Here is a 23,961-nt window from a genome sequence, read left to right on the forward strand (position 1 = left end):
AAAGGCTTTTATATATTATAAAAGCCTTTTTTTATAGGTAAGTATTATGATAATGCATCCATCAATGACGGAATAATTTGTTTTTTTCTAGAAACTACACCCTTTAAAAAAGCCTCGTTATCAATAAATTTAGTATTAAAAGCTTTCTCACATTCGTTTATTAGACTGCCAGCAGAAATCATTTTAGAGTCACCCTCTAAAATATTTGTAATAACAAAAACAAATAAATCCAAGGAAGATTCAGAAATTGTATGGTTTAGTACATCAAGGATTTCATTTTTTCTCGATAAAATATCAGAAAAATCTATAGCATTGACTTGCGATACAACAATTTTTTTTCCATGAACTTCAAAAGACTTAGCATCTAAATGAATGAGCTGTTCAGCAGTTTTATTGGATAGATTAGTCCCTGCCTTTAGTAAATCTAATCCATAACTATTAATATCAACTTCTGCGATAGAGCTTAATTCCTTGGCAGCTCTTACATCTTCTTCCGTGCAGGTTGGAGATTTAAAAAGTAAAGTATCAGAGATAATACCTGAGAGCATTAATCCTGCTATATTTTTAGGTATAGCAATACTATTTTCTTTAAAAATTTTTAAAATTATAGTTTGTGTACACCCAACAGCTTCTGCACGATAATATAAAGGAGAGGCAGTTTGAAAATTAGCAATTCTATGATGATCAATAACTGCAAGAATATTCAATTCTGAAATATCAGAAACAGCCTGTTGAAACTCATTATGATCTACAAGCATTACATCTTTAGTATCATTAGAAGCACGATCAATAATTCTAGGAGCATCAAACTTGAAATAGTTTAAAGCAAATAATGTTTCCTCGTTACATTCTCCTAATGCAACTGCTTCAGTATTTTTCCCTAACTGATTTTGAAGAAAAGAAAAAGAAATTGCTGAGGTAATTGAATCTGTATCAGGATTTAAATGTCCAATAACCAGTATTTTATTCATAAATTAAATTTAGATTATCAAATAATTTAGGTGTTTAAAATCAATATACAAATATACATTTAAAATATAGATTTAAAATGAGAGACAAAATGCTTTAGAGTTTTAAAATGTATTTTGAAAATATATAAATAATAGATAATTTTTTAATTAATGAAAACTTATCTATTTTTGCAATACATAAATTTGAAAAAACATGTTTCAAAGTTTACAAGATAAATTAGATAAAGCCTTACATAACATAAGTGGAAGAGGGAAAATTACAGAAATTAATGTTGCTGAAACCGTTAAGGAAATACGTAGGGCTCTAGTTGATGCAGATGTAAGTTACAAAGTAGCTAAAGATTTAACCAAGCGCATACAAGACAAAGCTTTAGGGCAGAATGTATTAACTTCCTTGTCTCCAGGGCAATTGATGGTAAAGATTGTACATGATGAACTTGCGCAATTGATGGGTGGTGAAAATGTAGGAATAAACTTATCTTCAAACCCTTCCATCATTCTTATTGCAGGTTTGCAAGGTTCTGGAAAAACAACTTTTTCAGGAAAACTTGCCAACTATCTTAAAACAAAAAAAAATAAAAAAGTTTTATTAGTCGCTGGCGATGTTTATAGACCTGCTGCAATAAATCAATTGAAAGTATTGGGAGAACAAATAGGAGTAGAAGTATTTTCAGAATTAGAAAATAAAAATCCTGTTGAAATTGCTCAGCATGCTATTGAATATGCCAATCAAAATAAATTCTCGGCCATAATCATAGATACAGCTGGTCGATTAGCCATTGATCAAGTAATGATGGATGAAATTAAAAACGTTCATCAAGCGGTCAATCCACAAGAGACTCTATTTGTTGTAGATTCAATGACAGGTCAAGACGCAGTAAATACTGCGAAAGCTTTTAACGAAGTCTTAGATTACAATGGGGTAGTTCTAACTAAATTAGACGGAGATACCCGTGGGGGAGCGGCATTAACCATTCGTACAGTGGTAGATAAACCTATCAAATTCATATCTACAGGTGAAAAAATGGAGGCATTGGATGTATTCTATCCAGAGCGAATGGCTGACAGAATTTTAGGAATGGGAGATGTTGTTTCTTTAGTGGAAAGAGCGCAAGAGCAATTTGATGAGGAAGAAGCCAGAAAATTACACAAGAAAATAGCTAAAAATCAGTTTGGATTTGATGATTTCTTAAAGCAAATCAAACAGATTAAGAGGATGGGAAATATGAAAGATTTAATGGGAATGATTCCTGGAGTAGGTAAGGCGTTAAAAGACGTAAATATAGACGATGATGCGTTTAAATATGTAGAAGCGCTAATATATTCAATGACTCCAGAAGAACGAAGAAATCCATCTATGATAAACACATCAAGAAAAAATAGAATAGCCAAAGGAAGCGGTAGAACCATTCAAGATATTAATCAGTTACTTAAACAATTTGAGCAAATGAGTAAAATGATGAAAATGATGCAAAGTCCGCAAGGAAAAATGATGATGCAAGCCATGGCAAAACAAATGGGTGGAGCAGGAGGTAAACCCTTTTAATAAACCAATTTTATATAAATAAAAAGGAGAATACTAATTTTAGTATCCTCCTTTTTTATTCATTTACAATTCTATGGTTAATTTATTAAATCTAAGAACTCTTGCTCATCTAGTATAATTACACTGCCTAATTCCTGAGCTTTTTTCAACTTTGAGCCCGCTTTTTCACCCACTATTAAATAATTTAAATTTTTACTTACTGACGACACATTTTTACCTCCATTTAGCTCTACCATCTGTTCCGCATTTTCTCTAGTAAAAACAGTTAACTTTCCGGTAAACAAAAAGGTTTTACCCTCAAGTTTATTGGATATTAAGCAATTATTTTCTTCAATTTCAAAATGTAAACCAGCCATTTTTAGCTTTTCAATAATTTTCCAATGGACATCATTACTAAAATATTCAACCAGACTTAAAGCTATTTTTTCGCCTATATCATCGGTATTGATCAGCTCTTCAACAGAAGCATTTCTAATATTTTCAATAGTTTTAAATTTTTTCACTAATTTTTTAGCTATTGTTTCCCCAATATGCTTGATGCCTAAGGCATACAAAACTTTTTCAAAAGGAGTTTTTTTAGAATTTTCAATTCCATTGATTATATTTTCTGCAGATTTATCAGCCATACGATCTAAATGGATCAGCTGTTCCTTTTTAAGCTCGTAGAAATCAGAAATATTTTCGATTAATCCATTTTTATAAAGTAAGGTTACTGTTTCAGCTCCAACACTATCAATGTTCATGGCTTTTCGTGAAACAAAATGCTCCAGTCTTCCTATAGCTTGAGGAGGGCATAGATCCTCATTGGGACAAAAATGGGCGGCTTCACTCTCTTTTCTTACAAGAGGAGTTTCACAAACCGGGCAATTTTTAATAAATTCAATTTTGGTAGTGTTTTTTTCTCTCTTATCATAATTTATATCCACAATCTTTGGTATAATTTCCCCCCCTTTTTCAACAAAAACATAATCATTAATCCTAAGATCCAATTTAGAAATAAAATCTTCGTTGTGCAAAGAAGCTCTCTTTACTACAGTTCCTGCTAATAATACAGGCAATAAATTAGCCACAGGAGTAATTGCACCAGTTCTACCTACTTGGTAATCGATACTTAATAATTTAGTTTCAACTTTTTCAGCTTTAAATTTGTAAGCAATAGCCCACCGCGGAGATTTAGAAGTGTATCCAAGTTCTTCTTGTTCACTTAATGAGTTCACTTTAATGACAATTCCATCAATTTCAAAAGGGAGGTTAAACCTTTCGGTGTTCCAATAATCAATAAATTGAAAAACCTCATCTAAATTTTTACATAGTTTAGCAAAATTTCCAATTTTAAAACCTAAGTTTTTAGCATATTGCAAGGATTCCCATTGAGTTGCATAAACATCATCAACCGAAATTATGTTATAAAGATAACAATCTAACCCTCTTTTGGCAGTTTCAGTACTATCTTGAAGTTTTAAGCTACCACTAGCGGTATTTCTTGGGTTTGCATAAGGTTCCAATCCTTCGCTAATGCGTAATTGATTTAATTTTTCTAAAGATTTTTTAGGCATTATTATTTCACCCCTTATAAAAAATCTTTCAGGATAATCTCCAGAAAGTTCCAAAGGAACTGAACGTATCGTTTTCACATTAGTACTTACATCGTCTCCTTGAAATCCATCTCCCCTTGTTATCGCCTGTTTAAATTTTCCTTGTTCATATAAGATACTTATAGATAAACCGTCGTATTTTAATTCACAAACAAATTCCACTTCATCGGAAATAGATTTTTTAATACGTTCAGCCCAATCATGAATATCATCAAAAGAGTAACTATTATCCAAAGAATACATTCGCTTTTCATGTGTAATTGTAGAGAAATTTTTAGTGATTTCTCCACCTACACGGTGAGTAGGAGAATTAGGATCATCCAATTCAGGATAGGCTTGTTCTAATTGTCTAAGTTCATTTAATAATTGATCAAATTCATAATCGGATACCTCAGACTTATCCAATACGTAATATTGATAATTCAGGTGATTAATCTGTTTGCGTAGCTCTTGAATTTTTATAAATATGTTGTCCATTATTAATAAATAATTGAAGATTGAAAAGATGCAATAAAAATATAATTTTATTAGAGAATTTTATCATCTTATCCTTTCATTTTTTTTTGCTATAAAGCTATTATAAACAGATTTCCATCCATGTTGAGAGATTAAGTAATGGTATTTTGGAAAAAAACGGTTTATCTCGTATAAAATTTCTTTTGGAACATTAGATTTCCGCAATTTTTTATTTAATTGAATTTGAGTGCCTAATTCAGCTCCTTTTACAGGAGAGGGGAGTAAATTGTATATTAATAAATTAAATTCCCATGGATGTTGAAGGTCGCAGTCTATAGGTCTTCGTATAACAGGAATAGGATTCATGATTTTTTTTAAAAATTTTCTGGCTCCGTTACGAGTCCATATAGCAGCCAGTGTAGTTATTGGAATGCTTGTTCCACAGGCCGCTAAAAAATAACCTTTGTATATATCTGTAATTTTTATGTGATGTCTTTTTCCATTGATTAATTTAAGAATTTCCCATTGATGTTTTTTTGAAAGATTGTTTTTATGATTTAATATGCTATTTTCTATAATATTTTTAAAATCGGTACATAAAATAGCATCATCTTCAATTATAAGCGCATATTCATATTTAGAAACTAGAAATGTTTTTAATGCTTTCACATGACTTAGATAACAGCCTATTTCTCCCGGAACCAAATCTCTGTCGTATTTGTTTTTAATTATATACTCATCTCCTTTTAATAAACTACCATCTACCGCAGGAATCCTTAAAAAGTTCATTTTTTGTTTTTTAAACTCACTTTCCATAAAATTTAGTCGATCTTTGGAACGGTTTAAATTAATTAAATAGGTTTCATAGAGGTTAAATGGTGAATTCATAAACTTAGTTTTGGTATGTAAAAATATTAATAAAAATCAATAAGAAAAATACACTCACTTCATGTTAAAAATAATTTCTAAATTTGTTTTATTAATTTTTAATGGAATAATATGTCTTACGGATTGCTGAAAGGGAAAAAAGGAATTATTTTTGGAGCTTTAGATTCTAATTCTATTGCTTGGAAAGTGGCAGAGCTTGCTCATCAAGAAGGAGCAGAATTTGTATTAACAAATGCACCAGTAGCCTTAAGGATGGGAGAATTGAATGGATTGGCTGAAAAAACGGGTTCAGACATTGTACCAGCAGATGCTACATCAATGGAAGATTTGGGCAAGTTGTTTGATCATACACTTGCAAAGTTTAAGAAAATTGATTTTATTTTGCATTCTATCGGTATGTCAGTAAATGTAAGAAAAGGTAAAGAATATACAGATATAAATTATGATTGGTTAATGAAAGGTTGGGATATATCCGCAGTTTCCTTTCATAAAGTAATGAAAACCGCTTGGGATAAAGATGCAATGAATGATTGGGGAAGTATATTAGCCTTGACCTATATAGCAGCACAAAGAACTTTTCCTGGATATAATGATATGGCAGACAATAAAGCCTATTTAGAAAGTATAGCTAGAAGTTTTGGTTATGAATGGGGAAATAAAAATAAAGTTAGAGTAAATACAATTTCACAATCTCCTACTCTTACAACAGCAGGACAGGGGATAAAAGGATTTAACGGATTTGTAGATTTTGCAAAAGAAATGTCACCCTTAGGGAATGCTACAGCAGATGATTGTGCCAATTACTGTATAACTTTATTTTCAGATTTAACTAAGATGGTTACCATGCAAAATTTATTTCATGACGGAGGTTTCTCAAATGTTGGAGTAAGCGAAATGGTTATGAATAGATTTGAAAAATAATTTTCCTCACATAAAAGTAAATATTTAGAAAATAACTAAGTGGATCTATATTTTGTAGATTCACTTTTTTAATACAATAATTCTCCTAATTGAAATTTTTTAAAGGATTAAATGTATTGATAAAAAAATAAAGCCTTACGATTCCGTAAGGCTTTATTTTTTTATAAGATTTAAAAGACTATTTTAACAATTTAGTTTTACTTTCATCAATATTAAAATAATTTATAACTGCATTATAATCATTATAATCAACCGGTGGGTTAGTACTTTGTGTTGATGGAAAGAAACCTGGAAGCACTACAATCCTAAACCACTGATTGGTTATGTATTCAGGATTTAAATTAGCAATATTTTTATATCCATCTACATAAATGGTGAAGTCTTCCATACTAAAATCGTAGTTATAACTTACTGTTCCGTAATTATCTACATACGTACTTGGTAGTAATTCCCATACTGGGTTTCCTGATGTGGTAACATTGGTTTGTCTGTAAATCAATAAATGTTCAGAATTACTTAAGGTAAAAGGAGCTCTAAAGATATAAGAAGAAGGATTAACCTCTGTAAAAGAGGTTACATTAATTTCATAAACTTCTGGTATTGTGTCTGTATCAGTGTATAAATTGTTATTACTATTGTTATCATCATTGCTACATGAGATAATGAAAAGATTAAGGATTGCAATAAGCAAAGTAAAACCAAGAATTTTTTTCATAAAATTTAACTTTATCAAAATTAATTAAGCATTTTGACAAATATAAACGAATTAAGTTTAAAGTACTACCTTTGCATGTTAAAAATTTTTAAGAAAAATGATTTTAGTACAGAATTTAGGACTTCATTTTGCCGGAAGATATTTATTTGAAGAGGTTAATTTTAGAATTAATAAAAATGATAGAATAGGGCTTGCAGGAAAAAATGGTGCAGGAAAATCAACTTTATTAAAAATTTTAGCAAAAGAACAACTCTCTACAGAAGGTAATGTTGAAAAGGAAGGAGAAGTAAGGATTGGTTTTTTAAAGCAAGATCTAGATTTTGAAAAAGGTAGAACGGTTTGGGATGAAGCAAAACAAGCTTTTAAGGAACTAAATCAAATTAACGATAAAATTGATAAAATAAATCATGAGCTAGCAACTCGTACAGATTATGAATCTGATTCTTATGCTAAATTAATTCATGATCTAACAGATTTAACCGACAGATTTTCACATTTAGGAGGATACAATATAGACGGTGAAATAGAAAAAATACTAAAAGGATTAGGGTTTAAAGAATCAGATTTTAATAAACTAACCGACGACTTTTCAGGTGGATGGAGAATGCGAATAGAATTAGCAAAATTGCTATTAGAAGAAAACGATGTACTTTTATTGGATGAACCTACCAACCACTTGGACATAGAATCCATAATTTGGTTAGAAGGTTTTTTAGTAAATTATAAAGGTGCTGTTGTTTTGGTTTCTCACGATAAACAATTTCTAACCAATGTAACCAATAGAACCATTGAAATTTCAAACCAAACCATTCAAGATTATAAGGCAAATTATACTAAGTACTTAATTCTAAGACAAGAAAGAAAAGAAAAACTTATACAATCCCAAAAGAATCAGGAACAGGAAATTAAAAGAACGGAGCAACTTATACAAAAATTCAGGGCAAAAGCAAGTAAAGCTTCTTTCGCACAATCCCTAATAAAAAAATTAGATAAAGTTGAAAGAATAGAAGTTGAAGATGAGGACGTAACCCGCTTTAATATCAAATTTGAACCAAGCGTAACACCTGGGAAAATCATTTTTAAAGCAGAAAAACTGGGAAAATCATTTGAGGATCATGTGGTTTTTCAAAATGCTGATTTTTTTATTGAAAGGGGAGAAAAAATTGCCTTTGTAGGTCAAAATGGGCAAGGGAAAACCACTATGGCGAAAATTATGGAAGGAGTAATTCCACATGAGGGATCGTTGGAGATAGGTCATAATGTACAAATCGGTTATTTCGCACAAAATCAAGCTGAAGTTCTTAATCCAAATAAAACCATTTTAGAAGAAGCAGAAGATTCAGCAACAGAAGAATCCCGCCCTAGAGTTAGAGATTTGTTGGGATCTTTCTTATTTCAGGGTGATGAGGTTCAAAAAAAGGTCTCTGTTCTTTCCGGAGGAGAAAGAAATCGATTGGCTTTGTGTAAATTATTGCTACGTCCGTTTAATACATTGATAATGGATGAACCTACCAATCACTTAGATTTACAATCCAAAGCTATATTAAAACAGGCATTAATAAATTTTCAGGGAACTTTATTATTAGTATCTCACGATCGTGAATTTTTAGATGGATTGGTAAATAAGATCTTTGAATTTAGAAACGGTGAAGTAAAAGAATTTTTAGGAGGCATCACAGAATATTTAGAATATAGAAAGAAAGAAAATATGAGGGAAGTAGATATGGAAAAATCTACACTTGCCAAAAAAGCATTTACCCAAGAGAATATTCCTTCGGCTCCCAAAAAAGAAGTTTCACTTAAAACAAAAGAAGAAAAAGCATTAGAGAATAAATTAGCTAAGTTGGAAAAAGATATGGAGGAGATAGAAACAAAAATAAAAAAATATGAAGATAACTTTGCTAAAGAAAACCCTACAGATGAATTTCTAAAAATATATGAAGAATTAAAACAAACATTGCTTAACTTAAATAAAGAATGGGAACAGACTTTTAACCAATTAAGTTAATTGAAAAAATTATAAATAAAAACTAAATTATTACTACTATGATTATATTTTTTGGTATTAGATATACCACAGGCAGGCTTATACTTACTGGTCAAGAATGTCCAGCATGTAAAGAGAATCACTCTTTAGCTGTAATTCCACAACAAGGTTATTTCCACATTTTTTGGATACCTGTATTTCCAATTTCAAGAGATTATATTCCTGTATGTAACTCTTGTGGGTCTACATTTATACACAAAAGACCTCCTATAGATAGAGAGGTTAAGTCCCAATACAAAACACCGGTTTGGACTTTTTCAGGACTCATAATTATAGGCATATTCTTACTTTATATATTTTCAATGATGCTTATATCTAAAATATAATAACTATTAAGATTTTTAATTAGAAATCTAATATTTATTTTTTATACTAAATCTTATTACCATAAAGTGTAATAAGATTTAGTATTTCCATTTATAGCTGAATTCGTAGCAAGTTTTCCAAGATTAGAAAAAAAGTTTTAAAAATTAATTTTTTTATCACGACATCTAATTGCATATCTAGAATGAAATTTGTACAATTTGTTAATAAGTATATTTATATCAACACTAATAGATAACAATGTATTTTTAAAGAACTAAATCATGAAAAATTCTTAATGATTATAGGATAGAATTGTTATCTTTAAGCATCATATAAAAGACACCAAGTATTTCTAAACAAATAAAAAAATTCACTTGCCATGGAGAATGATGGGAATAAACTTAACGTTGACTTTTTATATCTACCCGTTGTAAACTTTGCTATGCAGCAGAATAGAATCTCTCTCATACGAGATCTTTCAATTGAAAATCTTACAGAAGAAATAATAAAAGATTTAAGGATAGAATTAGTTGCAGACCCTGAATTTACAACAATAGTTGCTATATCCTTAGAAGGAATCCAACCAAAAGAAAAAGTTAGACTAGAAATACCTAAAATAAACCTATCAGCCAGTTATTTTGCACCACTTACAGAACAAATATCCGGACACATAGTGCTTAAAGTATATTCAAAGGAGAAACTTCTATTCGAAGAAAAATATCCACTCAACATTTTAGCTTACGATCAATGGGGAGGTATTGGGGTATTGCCTGAAATGCTCGCTGCATTCGTTACACCGAATCATCCTGCAACATTACCCATAATTAGGCGAGCAGCAATGATTTTAGAACAATGGACAGGCAACCCATCCTTAGACGAATATCAAAGTCGTAATCCAGACAGAGTACAAAAACAAATGGCTGCAATATACACAGCCATAGCTGAACAGGAAATTATATACAGTACTATACCTGTCAGTTTTGAAGACTATGGACAACGAATTCGGTTAGTAGATTCGGTATTAAATCAAAAACTTGGAACCTGCCTAGATATAGCTTTGTTATATGCCTCATGCTTAGAAGCAATCGGGATAAATTCACTGATTATTGTTGTTAATGGACATGCATTTGCCGGAGCATGGCTGGTTCCTGAAACTTTTCCTGATAGTATAATCGAGGATGTATCTCTTATTAATAAAAGAATTGCCGAAGGCATCAACGAGATCACACTAGTAGAAACCACTGGTATGAATATGGGGCAGAATGTAGAATTTGATCAGGCAGTTAAAAATGCAAACCATTGTATTTCACAGAATGGTTTCATACTAGCAGTAGACATCAAAAGAGCTCGTTTTTCAGGGATAAAACCCATACCTCAGCGAGTTTTAAATGGACAACATTGGGAAATAAAAGAAGAAGAACTTAGTCCTATTTCAGATAGATCAGAAATAACCCCACAAAATATTAATCCTTACGATTTGTCTGGAATAAGTTCAGAAGTTGTTGTTACCAAGCAATTATTATGGGAACGAAAATTACTCGATTTAAGTTTGCGTAATAATCTTTTGAATATAAGGCTTACCAAAAACACATTGCAGCTAATTTCTACCGATTTAGATATTTTTGAAGATGCTTTGTCAGAGGGAGAGGAATTTAGAATATTGCAAAAACCTACGGATTGGGAACATCCATTATTCGATTTTGGCCTTTATAAATCAGTCACAGAATCAGATCCTATAAGGGATCTTGTAAAATCGGAATTAACTCAAAAAAGGATTCGATCTTATCTCACTGAAAACGAACTTAGCAAAGCCTTGACCCACTTGTACCGTTCATCTCGTACAGCCATGGAAGAAAATGGGGCTAATACTCTGTACGTTGCCTTAGGATTATTAAAATGGTACGAAACCACATCAAGTGAGCGACCACGATATGCTCCCATATTGTTGATTCCTGTTGAAATCATACGTAAATCAGCAGCCCATGGGTACGTAATTCGTTCAAGAGAAGAAGAAATAATGGTAAATATTACACTCTTGGAAATGCTTCGTCAGAATTTCAACATTAATATTTCTGGGTTAGATCCGCTTCCTACAGATGGAATTGGGGTAGATGTAAAACTTATTTACACCATTTTTAGAAATCGAATAAAGAATCAGCCCAAATGGGATGTAGATGAACAAGCCATATTAGGTTTGTTTTCGTTTAATAAGTTTATTATGTGGAACGATATTCACAATAACGCTCATAAGCTTATTGAGAATCAAGTAGTTTCCAGTCTTTTGAATGGTAAAATAGAATGGAACACAGAAGAAAGTGTTGTTGATGCAAACACATTTGACCATAAACTTCTTCCTAACGAAATTATTTTACCAATTAGCGCAGATTCTTCTCAATTAGAAGCCATTTGGGAAGCCTCAGAAGGTAGAAATTTTATATTGCATGGTCCGCCGGGTACAGGAAAATCACAAACCATTACAAATCTTATCGCCAATGCCTTGTACAAGGGCAAGCGGGTTTTGTTTGTCGCTGAAAAGAGGGCGGCATTGTCCGTAGTTCAACAACGATTAGAAGCGATTGGTTTAGCTCCATTTTGTTTAGAATTACATTCCAATAAAGCTAAAAAAGGAATGATTCTTTCTCAATTGAAAGAAACCACTGAGATAGTAAAAAATATACCTCCAGAAAATTTTAAACAGGAAGCAGAACGTATTTTTGCTCTGCGTACGGAGATAAATGAGTATACGGAGGCATTACATAAAGTATATCCGTTTGGACACTCTCTTTACGAAGCCATTGTTAAATATCAACAAATAGATGCTGAACCTCAATTTAGAATACCGGAAACACTTTTCTCAGAATTAGACCTAAACAGAGAACAACAATGGAGAGAAACACTAGAACAACTTATCTCTGTAGCGGGTGCTTGTGGGCATCCATACCAGCATCCTCTTACAGGAATTAATATCGATGAGTATTCGCCAACAATTAGAGAGGAGGCTACAAAAATTTTACAGGATCTAATCAGATTGATCACTGATATTCAAAAAAACTTGGATCAATTACCAGATCTTTTTAATGAATTTGAAGTTAACAAGGACAAAAAAAAATTAGATACCGTAACATACTTCATTGATAAGTTATTAAGTATTCCTGAACTTACCACTGAATTACTAGTATCTCCTCAATTAAATGAGACTTTAGATGAATACAAAGATGTATGCATCCACGGAAAAAACAGAGATATTTTAAAGCAAAGTTTACTTTGCAAATTTTCAGAAGGAGTATTGTTATTAGACGCAAATAAAATGTTATTTGACTGGAATAGAGCATCTAATCAATGGTTTATACCTCGTTTTTTCGGTCAACGAACGATTAAGAAAAAATTGAAAGTATATGCAACCTGCCAATTGAACAAGAATCAAATAGCATCCACTTTAGAGGAAATTATAGAATTTCAATCAGAACTGAACCATCTCAAAAAATATGAAAATGATTTGCCTTCGTACTTTAAAAAGTATGGGCGTCAGGGAAACGAAAATTGGGAAACAATAGAGCAGATAATTGCAGATACCTTTGCTATCCATTCATTACTATTGGAACATACCAAAGATCTATCCAAAGCGACAAATTTAAAGCGTGTATTATCCCTTCAACTTCAAGATGGAATAAATTCCTTCAAACAAATGTATGGCAGTGCACTGATAAGTATAACCCATTTAAAACAGAATTTAGACCAGAAAGAAAAATTGCTATATGATAAATTAGGTGTAAGTAAAGATATATTATACCAACCATCTATGAATTGGATGGATTCCGCTTTAGGGCAGCTGAATATTTGGCAAAAAAATTTAGATAAACTTAAAGATTGGTTTCAATGGTTGGTTGTTTATAAAAAGATGAAAGCTATACAATTAGGGTTTGTGGCAGATCAATATAAAGAGCAGAACATTGAAACAGTTAATCTTTTAAACATATTCAACAAAAGCTTTTATAAATCATCTATTGATTATATTATATCCAAAGAGCCTAATTTACAATTATTTAAAGGAGAAATATTTAATGATAAAATAGAAAAATACATAAAGCTGGTTTCAGATTTCGAGGATTTAACCCGAAAAGAATTAGTAGCTAAACTATCCGCCAATCTTCCCTCTTTTACTCGGGAGGCTTCACAAAACTCGGAAGTAGGTATTTTGCAACGGAACATTCGAAATAATGCCCGTGGGATTTCTATTCGAAGATTATTCGATTTAATTCCGACTTTACTGCCAAGAATGTGCCCATGTATGTTAATGAGCCCTATATCTGTAGCTCAATATATTGATGTAGATGCAGATAAATTTGACTTGATAGTTTTTGATGAAGCCTCACAAATGCCAACTTATGAGGCAGTCGGAGCTATAGCACGAGGTAAAAATGTGGTGATCGTAGGTGATCCTAAACAAATGCCTCCGACCAATTTTTTCTCAGTAAACTCTACCGATGAAGAGAATATAGAAATGGAAGATTTAGAAAGTATACTGGATGATTGTTTAGCTCTTTCTATGCCATCTAAATATTTGCTTTGGCATTACCGCAGCAAACATGAAAGTTTGATCGCCTTTAGTAACTTGGAATATTATGATAATAAACTGTTGACCTTTCCATCTCCGGATAATATTGAATCTAAAGTTAAATTAGTCCCAGTTCAGGGCTATTATGACAAGGGTAAAACCAGACAAAACAAAGCGGAGGCACAAGCCATAGTAGATGAGATTGTTAGGAGATTAAAAGATGATAAGCTTAGAACCAAAAGTATTGGGGTTGTAACATTTAGTTCCGTACAACAATCACTCATCGAGGATTTACTCTCTGAGGTATTTAGGCTCGACTTTCAATTAGAAAGTTTGGCACTGGAATATGAAGAACCTATATTTATCAAAAACTTAGAAAATGTGCAAGGAGATGAAAGAGACATCATCCTGTTTTCGGTAGGATATGGTCCGGATAAAGAGGGGAGAGTAAGCATGAACTTTGGACCTCTTAATAGAGAAGGGGGAGAACGTAGATTGAATGTAGCCGTCTCAAGAGCCAGATATGAAATGATTATCTATTCAACTTTACGCTCTGATCAAATAGACCTAAATAGAACTGGAGCTGTGGGGGTTGCAGGGCTTAAGCGCTTTTTAGAATATGCCGAAAAAGGTGGAAGAATAGCTACTAGTACGCAAAATATAATTTCTGAATATTCAATAAACGATATAATAGCCGGTCAACTCGAAAAGTTAGGCTACAAAGTTGATACAAATATTGGTTGCTCGGGTTATAAAATAGATATTGGAATTGTAGATAAAGAGAATCCATCCAGTTATATATTGGGGATTATATGTGATGGAGAAAATTACAAAAGAGCGAAGATGCTTCGAGATCGAGAAATTGTGCAAAATAGCGTATTAAAAATGTTAGGTTGGAGAATACTTAAAATATGGACTTTAGACTGGTGGGAGAATCCCAATGCAGTTTTAGCAAATATAGAGAAAGCTTTAATTGAAAAAGAAAAGAATACTGTGGATATAGGCATTAAAGCTTCACAAAAAAAAATGGAGGTTAAAAATGAAATCATAGAAGATACATCATCTCCCACAGAACTTGTTGAAAATAAGATATATTCTTATCAAACGGCAACTTTAATGCCTTCACCCTATAGGAGCGAAGAATTCTTTTATTCTGGACACAAATCTATAATTCTAAATCAGATTAAAGAAGTGATGGAAACAGAAGCCCCCATAAGCAAAACCTTACTATCTAAAAGAGTACTTGCTGCTTGGGGTATATCAAGATTAGGGCAACGTTTAGACAGTTATCTGCAAGAGTTGTTGATGTCTACTTCCTTTTTTATATCACAAAATGAAGATTTATCTTTTTATTGGTTGAACGAAGAACAATATCAGCGATATGATTATTTTAGAACCGGATTGCGTGATGCGGTTGATCTTCCACCGGAAGAGGTGGCTAATGCAATGAAGTATATTTTGACTAATGAGATAAGCATACCCACCACAGATTTATCCAGACTGACTGCTCAGCTTTTAGGTTTTGCTCGAAATGGATCTAACGTTGATGCGGCTATGCATAGAGGGATGGTCAAAGCAATTAAAAAGAATTATTTGAAAGTAGAGAATGGACGCGCAGTAATCATGTAATCTTCAGTTTTTTTAATGCTGCAATCGACCTTTTTACATATTCATTCTCAGGTTCTACCATGAGCCAGAAATTGAGGTACCCCATTAATCGTTGAAGGTAAACAGGATCTGTTGAACCCCTAAATCTTTGATGTTCGACTAAACCTTTGGTTAATATGTAATGCATATTCTTTCGGATTTCTCTTCTTTTAGCTCTGGGTATGGTCATCTTTTGACCAGAACTAATAGAGACGCCGGTAACAATCTTTCGTTTCTTTTCTGTCAAGAAGCGAGTTTTTTTCCTTTGTATTATAAAATTTTCTTTTCTTATTATTACATCAATATCAGTAAGTAGAGGTTCAAAAGCAATATCAGTCCCTGAGAAAGTCAGATCATCAGCATAACGAGTATATCTCAAACTATTTTTCTGAGCAATGGAAGCTAATTCTATGTCCATATTAAAGGCAATTATGTTGCTAAGAGTAGGGCTTGTTGGCGCACCCTGAGGAAGTTTTCCACCTAAAGTACACAATTCAGCTAAAACTTGGGATATATTTACAGGGTATCCAATTTTCTCAAAAGTTTTTATTACTCTATCTTTTTTTATTGAACCAAAAAAATCAAAAAGATCAACTTTTAAAATATGATTATTTCCTAAATGGGCTTTAGCGTTATGTGTAACCGAAAAATTTTTACGAAATCCCATACTTGCAGGGTGTATATTCACAGTTAATAAAGTTCGTTTATAGATAATTCTCTGAATATTTAGCATTGCTTCATTAGGAGCAGATATGGTTCGATAGCCACCACTTCTTTTAGCTAGTTTAAAATGGCTATAATAGGCAGAAGTGTTTCTTAATATGCTGATCAATGTGTTTTTATCAATGATTAAGAAATTGGCACACCAAGTTATAGCTTCATCGTCGTAAGGTAAAGGTTTAGAAAATATACGGGCTAAGAAACTTTGTTTTTTAGCTTTTAAGACAGAGCCATTCTCTTTTTTTTCAACATCAACATTATTTCCGTCAAAGTTCAGAAGACGAAATAATAACCATAGCATTAAAACTATAAAGAATACGACTAAGATTATATTCATTCTTTAAATAAATAAAGAGAGGATGAGCGTTTACTTTCAGTAATACTTGGATTTATACCTAAGAATCTGAAAGGTTCAGGTAATAAATCGAAGTTATTACTGAATCTCAGAAAAAGGCATGAACCAACGAGGCGACTACACCTCTTTCTTGCTAAATTTTAACTCATCCTCTGAAATGCTAAAGTAGGTGTTTTATTTTAGTTATAAAAAAATTATAGCTTGCACTTCTAAGATTAATTAAAAAAAATAAAGCAGCATTGATTTTCAGTGTTGTATTATATTTGGATTGAGATCTACTAGAAGATATTGTATATAAATGTTAAAATTTAAAGGTGGGAATAAAAAAGACCTTAAGTAATTTACTTAAAGTCTCTTTTTGAAATAAAAATGGGTTAATTCTATAAAGGAGATTGCTCAAATCTTACTATTGTACCATTAAGATCCTCTTCAAATACAAATTTATTTTCAGTTAATTCAATTATATTTAATTTTCTAATCCCATTAGGTTCACCTTGAGGCGTTTTAAGATAGATAGTTAGAACTTTACCATCTAATGAGACATACCAGTCTCCATATCTAACACGCTCTTCTAAATTTTCAGAATTTAAAACTGTAAAATTACCATTGACATAATTTCCGTCTGTATTTTTTGGAAAATATGCATTAGAATTCATATTTTTAAAACTACTAATTCCTGAGCTAGCAGATGCAGGGTATTTATTCATATCTAAAATAACTGCATTTTCAATACCATTAGATACATCAAGCGCTTTAACTGTTTTCCAATTTACAGCAGCTAAATCCTCCGCTGGGATTTTAGGTTCAGCATGATTATCTACTCTATTAACTAAATCATAATATTTACCAGGATTAGCATCGTCATTAATTCTGTAGGTAAATAAAGAATTATTTAGAGCAACTACATCAAAAATCTTATTGGCCTCTACTTTATATATATTTAATTCATTGTTAATAGAATCAATTTTTGTATTGTCAGATTTATAAATAGATAACTGTTTTTTTGTATTGTTTTCAATTAAAGACCAGGTACCAAATAATTTAGTTCGGTTGTTTGCATCAACAACTCTAAAAGTTCCATCAGGTTTATAATAAGTATATCCAGAATAAGTGGATACAGGAGAGGTATTTAAGTCGAATAAATTTTTATTATTATCAAACGCTTCCGTAGATAACCAAATATGTTCAGAAAGAACAGGAACACCAGGGGGAACTATTTCTGGAGTGGTGGTTGAAGCATGAGCATTGTCGTCATTCGAACAGGAAATTGTAAATGATAATAATCCGATTGACGCTAGTAAAATCAAGGAATTTTTTTTGTTAAACATAATTTATATTTTTTTAATACGACAAATCTAATAAAATTAATATAAAAAAATTACAATATTACTTCAAAATGTTATAAAAAAATCTTTATTCAAAAAAATAAATGTTATATGTATTCCTATGGTGTAGGTATATAATTATATTTTATGCTATTAATAAAATATAACTATGGTAATTAGGTGTTTTTAGTATGAATCTGAATCATTAGTAGAATTTTTATTTTATAGATACTAGGATGGTATATCAATTAATATATGGATCAAAATATTTTATAGAAATATTGAAAGGAAAATGATAAAAATTTTAGTTATTTGTTTAAATTAATTTTATATTTAATAGAAATAAAACGAATAATTATGAATTCATTTACTGATGAAAATACAATTGCTCAAAAGAGTTCTAGGCCTGGATTTAATAAAAATGAAAGAAAAGAGAAAGATATTAAATTAAATAAACAGTCTTGGAAAAATGTGCGTTTGGAAGTAGGGTTTGAGTACGATGAGGAAGGAGAAGTTTGTAATACTAAAACTCAATTGTTTTATATAGAATCAGAAAATGGTATAATAACTAAAATTGAAGAAAATAAACCTGAGGTATCAGCTGTAGATGTTATGGGAAAACTGATGTTACCGCCTTTTAAGGATATGCATATCCATTTAGATAAAACCAATTACACTGAGCCATGGAAAGCAGCCAAGAAAAGAACAGGTGGAGTAAGAGAAATGATAAAGTTAGAGCAAGAAAATATGCCAGCTATATTGGGAAATTCAACTTTCAAAGCAGAAAAAATCATAGAACTATTGCAAGCTCATGGAGTTGCTTTTGCAAGAAATCATTTTAATATTGAACCCACATCCGGATTTAAATCTTTAGAAAATTTAAACAAAGCCCTAGAGAATAAAAAAGGAATGTTCTTTACGGAAACGGTAGCTTTTCCGCAACATGGGATATTTTATACTCCAACAGCCCCATTAATGAAAGAAGTCGCTCAAATGGATATAGATTTCATTGGAGGTTTAGATCCATATTCTTTGGATGGTAGTATTGAAAAAACCATGGATTTTATATTTCAATTAGCCTTAGATTATAATAAAGGAGTAGATATTCACTTGCACGATATGGATGAATTTGGTATAAAAACCGTAGAATATATCACTCAGAAAGTAAATGAGAACCCTCAATTAAAAGGGAAAACATATATCAGTCACGCTTACGTATTAGCGAATCTAAATAACTCACAATTAAGAGATATATCTGATAAATTAGCGGAAGCACAAGTAGGAATTGTTTCCACCCTGCCCTTAGGATCCATACGAATGCCTATACCTACCTTATATGAACACAAAGTAAAAGTTAGAACAGGTAACGATAGTATCATAGATCATTGGGATACCTTCGGAACCGGAAGTATACTACAAAAAGCCAATTTAATGGCACAAATGTACGGGTATAGAACTGAGTTTGAATTATCAAGATGTTTAAGAATTGCTACCACGGATGTTTTACCGTTAAACAATAAAGGAGAGAGAGCATGGCCTAAGATTGGAGATCCGGCAGATTGGGTGGTTGTAGATGCTTCTTGTTCTGCTGAGGCGGTATCAAGACTATCTGCTGTAAAATCTTTAGTATCAAAAGGGAAAATGTTATTTTAGAAGAAGTTGCTAAAATTTAAATTTTCTAGTGAAATTTTTATTATTTCTATACGTTATAAAATTTAGTAACTAAAATTTTATTAAATTCATAATATAAAAAATAATTAAATGAGCAATATTTTTAAAAGACTTTTACGCATAGGATCAGCGGAAATTCATTCAGTAATTGATAAGATGGAAGAACCAGTTCGAATGACAGAACAAGGGATTCGAGAAATGAAAGCAGATTTAGAAAATAGTTTAGAAGCCTTAGCCAAAATTAAAGCCTTAGCCATTCGTACAAACAATGATATATCTAAAAAGAACAAGGATGCAGAAGAATACGAAGCTAAAGCCATATTATTAATGACCAAGGCAAAAAACGGAGATTTAGATCCTCAACAGGCTGAAAAATTAGCAAAAGAAGCGCTCACCTTAAAAGCTCGTTTGATTAGCGAGGCCGAGATTCTAACAGCCGAAAAGACCCAACACGATCGAGTGGTGGAAAACATGAGCAACAATATAGATATATTAAAATTTAATATAAATAAATGGGAAAATGAACTTAGAATACTTAAAGCCAGAGTTAAAGTAAGTAAAGCAACCCAAGAGGTTAATAAGCAAATGGCGCAAGTAGATAATGACGGCACTATGAATATGCTGGAACGAATGAGAAATAAAGTAGCCGATGACGAGGCACTAGCAGAAGCATATGGAACACTTGCCAATAAGAATATCTCAGTAGATGAAGCCATAGATCGCGCTATTGGAGGGGACTCTTTAAAAGTAAATCAAGATTTAGAAGAAATTAAAAGGAAATTAGAATTATAAAATATATTTTCTAATTTAATAATATTAAAACTAACTCAAAATATTTAAATGCCAGAAATTATTCATAGTCTTTTTTATCCTTTGTCTAATGCAATTATGTCCGGCTTTATGGTTGTTATATTCATCTATTGGATATTCGCATTCTTGGGGGTAGGGCTGGATAGCTTTGATTTCGGATTGGATTTTGATGGACCTGTTGAAACCGATCTAGATGTAAATACAGCCGTTGAGCCTGATTCTGATGTAGACGCGAATACGCATGCTTCCACAGGCAAAGATGTAGCAGAACCGCATACGTATCATGAAAAATCTGAGACCGATACCTCACACGAAACTGGAGATCATTGGTTTGTACGTTTTCTTAAATTTATGAATGTAGGAAAAGTACCATTTATGCTAGTGTTATCTACTTTAAAGTTTTTTACATGGGCAGGAAGTTTAATAACAACGCAAATAACTATGGTAGGCAATTGGGGCTGGAAATCAATAATTATATTAATTCCATGTTTTCTAATCGGAATTTTCCTAACAAAAATAGTGACAAATCCATTAGCTAAATTCTTAAAAAAGACAGGTTATCAGGGCGAGGATAAAATAGAATTTTTGGGAAGAAGAGGAAGAATGTTTTCAACCATTGAACATGAAAAACTAGGAAGTGCAGAATTTATTATAGAAAAAAATCCCATAAAATTAAACGTTATCAGTCATTCAGGCGAAAAAATAAATTACGGAGATTCAGTAATAATAACAGATGAATCCAAAGACAAAAAAGTATATTTCGTAACACGAGAAATTTCTCTAGAACAAAATTAAAATTTAAATAAAAACTAAATAGTATGAGTATTGGAATCGGTGGTATTGTAGCCATAATCGTAGGAGCATTTTTGTTTATAGCTCTCTTATTTTTAGCAATATTAGCCTCATTTTACAAAAAAATTCCTCAGGGAAAAGCAATTGTTAGGACAGGAGTAGGAGGAACTAAAGTAGCCTTTAATAAAGGAATATATGTTATTCCTGTATTCCATAAAATGGAAATTATGGATATTTCAGTCAAAAAATTACAAATTGAGCGCTTGGAAAAAGATGGATTAATATGTAAAGATAATATTAGAGCTGATATAAAAGTTGCTTTCTTTATTCGTGTAAATAAATCTGTGGACGATGTAATTAATGTTGCCCAAACTTTAGGTTGTGAAAGAGCAAGTGAAGTAGAAACATTAAAAAATATTTTTGAAGCTAAATTTTCTGAAGCCTTAAAAACAGTAGGTAAAAAGTTTGAATTTATTGAACTTTATGAAGCCCGAAGAGAATTTAGAGATGAAATTTTAAACATAATAGGAAAAGACTTAAATGGATATAACTTAGATGATTGTGCTATTGATTATTTAGAGCAAACCAATTTAAGTTATTTAGATCCTCAAAACATATTGGATTCCGAAGGGATTAAAAAAATAACAGAATTAACTGCTGCCCAAAATATTAATGCCAATTTAATTAGAAGAGACGAACAGAAGGTCATTAAAAAACAAGACGTAGAAGCCCGAGAAGCAATTCTAGAACTTGAAAGACAGTTAGCAGAAAAAGAAGAAAAACAGAAAAGAGAGATAGATAACATAAAATCAAGAGAAGAAGCAGAAATACAGAAAGTAAGAGAAGAGGAAAGATTAAAATCTGAGACTGTACGCATCTCCACAGAGGAAAGTTTAGCTATACAAGAAGAAAATAAACTTCGTCAGATTATTATTGCCGCTAAAAATAAAGAAAGAACGGATGCTGTAGAAACAGAAAGAGTAGAGAAAGACCGCTCTTTAGAACAAACCGAAAGAGAAAGAATTGTTACCCTTGCACAAATCAATAAAGAAAAAGTGGTAGAAGAAGAGAAAAAGAATATCCAAGATGTAATTAGAGAAAGAGTACAACTAGAGAAGGGGGTAGTAGAAGAACAACAAAACGTTAAAGACATAGAAGCACTTCGAGAAGTAGAACGTAAGAAAAAAGCAGGAATAATAGCAGCAAGTCAAGAGGCAGAACAAAATTTAATAAAAACGGTTAAAGAAGCAGAAGCTCAGAAAAAAGCAGAAGAAGAAAAAGCACAACGATTACTAATAGAAGCAGAAGCCCAAAAAGAAGCCTCTTTAAAACAAGCAGAAGCAAGAAAAATATTGGCAGAAGCCCAAGCCAAAGAAGATGCTACCTATGGATTAGCAGAAGCGGAAGTAATAAAAGCCAAAGCAGAAGCTGATGAGCAAAAAGGAATCGTAGATGCAGGAATTATAGAAAGAACAGCCAAGGCTGAAGCCCAAGGTATTGAAGCTAAAGCCGAAGCTAAACGTAAAGAAGGTTTAGCCGAAGCCGAAGTGATTAAACAAAAAGCATTATCAGAAGCGGAAGGAATTACAGAGAAAGCCGAAGCAATGAAAAAGCTAGACGGCGTAGGAAAAGATCACGAAGAGTTTAAGCTGAAACTACAAAAAGAAAAAGAAGTAGAGTTAGCACATATCCACGTACAAAAAGACATAGCAGATGCACAAGCTCAAGTACTAGGGGAAGCCATGAAAACAGCTAAAATTGATATTGTGGGAGGAGAATCTACTTTCTTTGAAAATATAGTAAATCAAATATCCAGAGCCAAAGGATTTGACAAATTAGTAGAAGAAAGCAAAACGATTACTGAAATAAAAGAATCTTTATTAGGAGATGGGAACGGAGAAGGAGATTTACATGAGAGGATCCGACATTTTGCCGAAAAATTTAATATATCCTCTGAAGATATTAAAAACTTGAGTATAGCTTCCTTAATCTTTAAAATGCAACAAAATGCAGGTGCGGAAGATCAAAGTACACTAGGGAACTTATCTAATCTGGTTAAAAACTTAGGATTATCAAATAAAAAGTTAGTATAACTACAATCATCTCAATACAATTACACTTCCTATATTTTTAGGAAGTGTATTATTGAAAATATAGGGATAATTCTAAAACTATCAATAAGATAGGATTAAAATGTATGGATAGACTAACATTTTCAATTCAAAATAAAAAATTTTCATATCTTATATGGTTTATAGTCTTGGGTATTATTATAAGTGTTTGAATATCTCATAAGTTTGTTAAGGTATTTACCAACGATATAACAGGAGATGGGAAAAACGTAATGACCTTTGAATATAGTAAAGGCAATTTAAAATCTATAGCTAATGAGAATATTTTTGATCAATATCCAGAAGAAATATTAAAAACTACTTCCACGGATTGTAAAGAACAAATAGAACAAATAATCCCTTATATGAGCTATGATTTTGCCAATAAAAATGAAGTAACATTCTATTACGATTTAGATAATAAAAAATGTTTTAAGGGAAATACAGTTACCTATTTATTTGATAAGAATAAAAAGAAATTCTTATTATCTACCATAGAATGGTATTAATTTTAAACAAAGGAATAAATA

The 23,961-nt window shown here is 31.7% G+C and carries 16 protein-coding genes; 10 read left to right on the top strand and 6 right to left on the bottom strand.

Annotated elements, in window-relative coordinates:
* Positions 1-44 precede the first annotated feature (44 nt).
* Positions 45-971, bottom strand: a complete 927-nt coding sequence (locus ETU10_RS05200; protein WP_146310402.1) for a manganese-dependent inorganic pyrophosphatase — start codon at positions 969-971, stop codon at positions 45-47.
* A gap of 193 nt (positions 972-1,164) precedes the next feature.
* Here ETU10_RS05200 and ffh point away from each other — a divergent pair, with 193 nt between their 5' ends.
* The gene (gene ffh, locus ETU10_RS05205; RefSeq protein ID WP_146310404.1) at positions 1,165-2,517 is read left to right on the top strand and encodes a signal recognition particle protein; all 1,353 of its coding nucleotides are present in this window, start codon (positions 1,165-1,167) and stop codon (positions 2,515-2,517) included.
* Positions 2,518-2,594: 77 nt separating this feature from the next.
* Here ffh and ligA read toward each other — a convergent pair whose 3' ends face one another.
* Together ligA and ETU10_RS05215 are read right to left on the bottom strand one after the other, a co-directional pair.
* The gene (gene ligA / locus ETU10_RS05210; protein WP_146310406.1) at positions 2,595-4,589 is read right to left on the bottom strand and encodes an NAD-dependent DNA ligase LigA; all 1,995 of its coding nucleotides are present in this window, start codon (positions 4,587-4,589) and stop codon (positions 2,595-2,597) included.
* Positions 4,590-4,652: 63 nt separating this feature from the next.
* Positions 4,653-5,456: a glycosyltransferase family 25 protein gene (locus tag ETU10_RS05215; protein WP_146262264.1), complete on the bottom strand. Its 804-nt coding sequence runs from the start codon at positions 5,454-5,456 to the stop codon at positions 4,653-4,655.
* 111 nt (positions 5,457-5,567) lie between these two features.
* On the opposite strand from ETU10_RS05215, the gene ETU10_RS05220 reads away from it, so the two are divergent.
* Entirely contained in the window at positions 5,568-6,377 is an 810-nt protein-coding gene (locus ETU10_RS05220; protein ID WP_146310408.1) for an enoyl-ACP reductase FabI, read from the top strand.
* 178 nt (positions 6,378-6,555) lie between these two features.
* Here ETU10_RS05220 and ETU10_RS05225 read toward each other — a convergent pair whose 3' ends face one another.
* Positions 6,556-7,092 (bottom strand): hypothetical protein, encoded by a 537-nt coding sequence (locus tag ETU10_RS05225; RefSeq protein ID WP_146310410.1) that lies wholly within the window; start codon positions 7,090-7,092, stop codon positions 6,556-6,558.
* Between the two features lie 97 nt (positions 7,093-7,189).
* On the opposite strand from ETU10_RS05225, the gene abc-f reads away from it, so the two are divergent.
* The 3 genes from abc-f to ETU10_RS05240 all read left to right on the top strand — a co-directional run bounded on the left by abc-f (position 7,190) and on the right by ETU10_RS05240 (position 15,629).
* A complete protein-coding gene (gene abc-f, locus ETU10_RS05230; RefSeq protein WP_146310412.1) occupies positions 7,190-9,100 on the top strand; it encodes a ribosomal protection-like ABC-F family protein in 1,911 nt (636 codons plus the stop codon).
* 38 nt (positions 9,101-9,138) lie between these two features.
* Positions 9,139-9,465, top strand: coding sequence for a zinc-ribbon domain-containing protein (locus ETU10_RS05235; RefSeq protein ID WP_146292661.1), 327 nt, complete (start codon positions 9,139-9,141; stop codon positions 9,463-9,465).
* 359 nt (positions 9,466-9,824) lie between these two features.
* The gene (locus ETU10_RS05240; protein WP_146310414.1) at positions 9,825-15,629 is read left to right on the top strand and encodes a DUF3320 domain-containing protein; all 5,805 of its coding nucleotides are present in this window, start codon (positions 9,825-9,827) and stop codon (positions 15,627-15,629) included.
* On the opposite strand, the gene ETU10_RS05245 is transcribed toward ETU10_RS05240, so the two are convergent.
* Both ETU10_RS05245 and ETU10_RS05250 read right to left on the bottom strand, forming a co-directional pair.
* Entirely contained in the window at positions 15,622-16,668 is a 1,047-nt protein-coding gene (locus tag ETU10_RS05245; protein WP_221410366.1) for a retron St85 family RNA-directed DNA polymerase, read from the bottom strand. The genes ETU10_RS05240 and ETU10_RS05245 overlap by 8 nt on opposite strands.
* A gap of 434 nt (positions 16,669-17,102) precedes the next feature.
* Positions 17,103-18,050 carry a DUF4822 domain-containing protein gene (locus tag ETU10_RS05250; protein WP_146310418.1) on the bottom strand — a complete coding sequence of 316 codons (948 nt, stop codon included), beginning with the start codon at positions 18,048-18,050 and terminating at the stop codon, positions 17,103-17,105.
* Positions 18,051-18,404: 354 nt separating this feature from the next.
* Between ETU10_RS05250 and ETU10_RS05255 the strand changes: the two genes are divergently transcribed.
* The 5 genes from ETU10_RS05255 to ETU10_RS05275 all read left to right on the top strand — a co-directional run bounded on the left by ETU10_RS05255 (position 18,405) and on the right by ETU10_RS05275 (position 23,940).
* Positions 18,405-19,700, top strand: a complete 1,296-nt coding sequence (locus tag ETU10_RS05255) for an amidohydrolase (RefSeq protein WP_146310420.1) — start codon at positions 18,405-18,407, stop codon at positions 19,698-19,700.
* A gap of 108 nt (positions 19,701-19,808) precedes the next feature.
* Positions 19,809-20,510 (top strand): PspA/IM30 family protein, encoded by a 702-nt coding sequence (locus ETU10_RS05260; protein WP_146310422.1) that lies wholly within the window; start codon positions 19,809-19,811, stop codon positions 20,508-20,510.
* Between the two features lie 48 nt (positions 20,511-20,558).
* The gene (locus ETU10_RS05265) at positions 20,559-21,323 is read left to right on the top strand and encodes an OB-fold-containig protein (protein ID WP_146262254.1); all 765 of its coding nucleotides are present in this window, start codon (positions 20,559-20,561) and stop codon (positions 21,321-21,323) included.
* Between the two features lie 23 nt (positions 21,324-21,346).
* Positions 21,347-23,413, top strand: coding sequence for a flotillin family protein (locus ETU10_RS05270; RefSeq protein ID WP_146310424.1), 2,067 nt, complete (start codon positions 21,347-21,349; stop codon positions 23,411-23,413).
* Positions 23,414-23,664: 251 nt separating this feature from the next.
* Positions 23,665-23,940: a hypothetical protein gene (locus ETU10_RS05275; RefSeq protein ID WP_146310426.1), complete on the top strand. Its 276-nt coding sequence runs from the start codon at positions 23,665-23,667 to the stop codon at positions 23,938-23,940.
* Positions 23,941-23,961: the final 21 nt, after the last annotated feature.

Origin of the sequence: Apibacter muscae (genome assembly GCF_007845595.1) — a bacterium.
Lineage (GTDB): Bacteria > Bacteroidota > Bacteroidia > Flavobacteriales > Weeksellaceae > Apibacter > Apibacter muscae.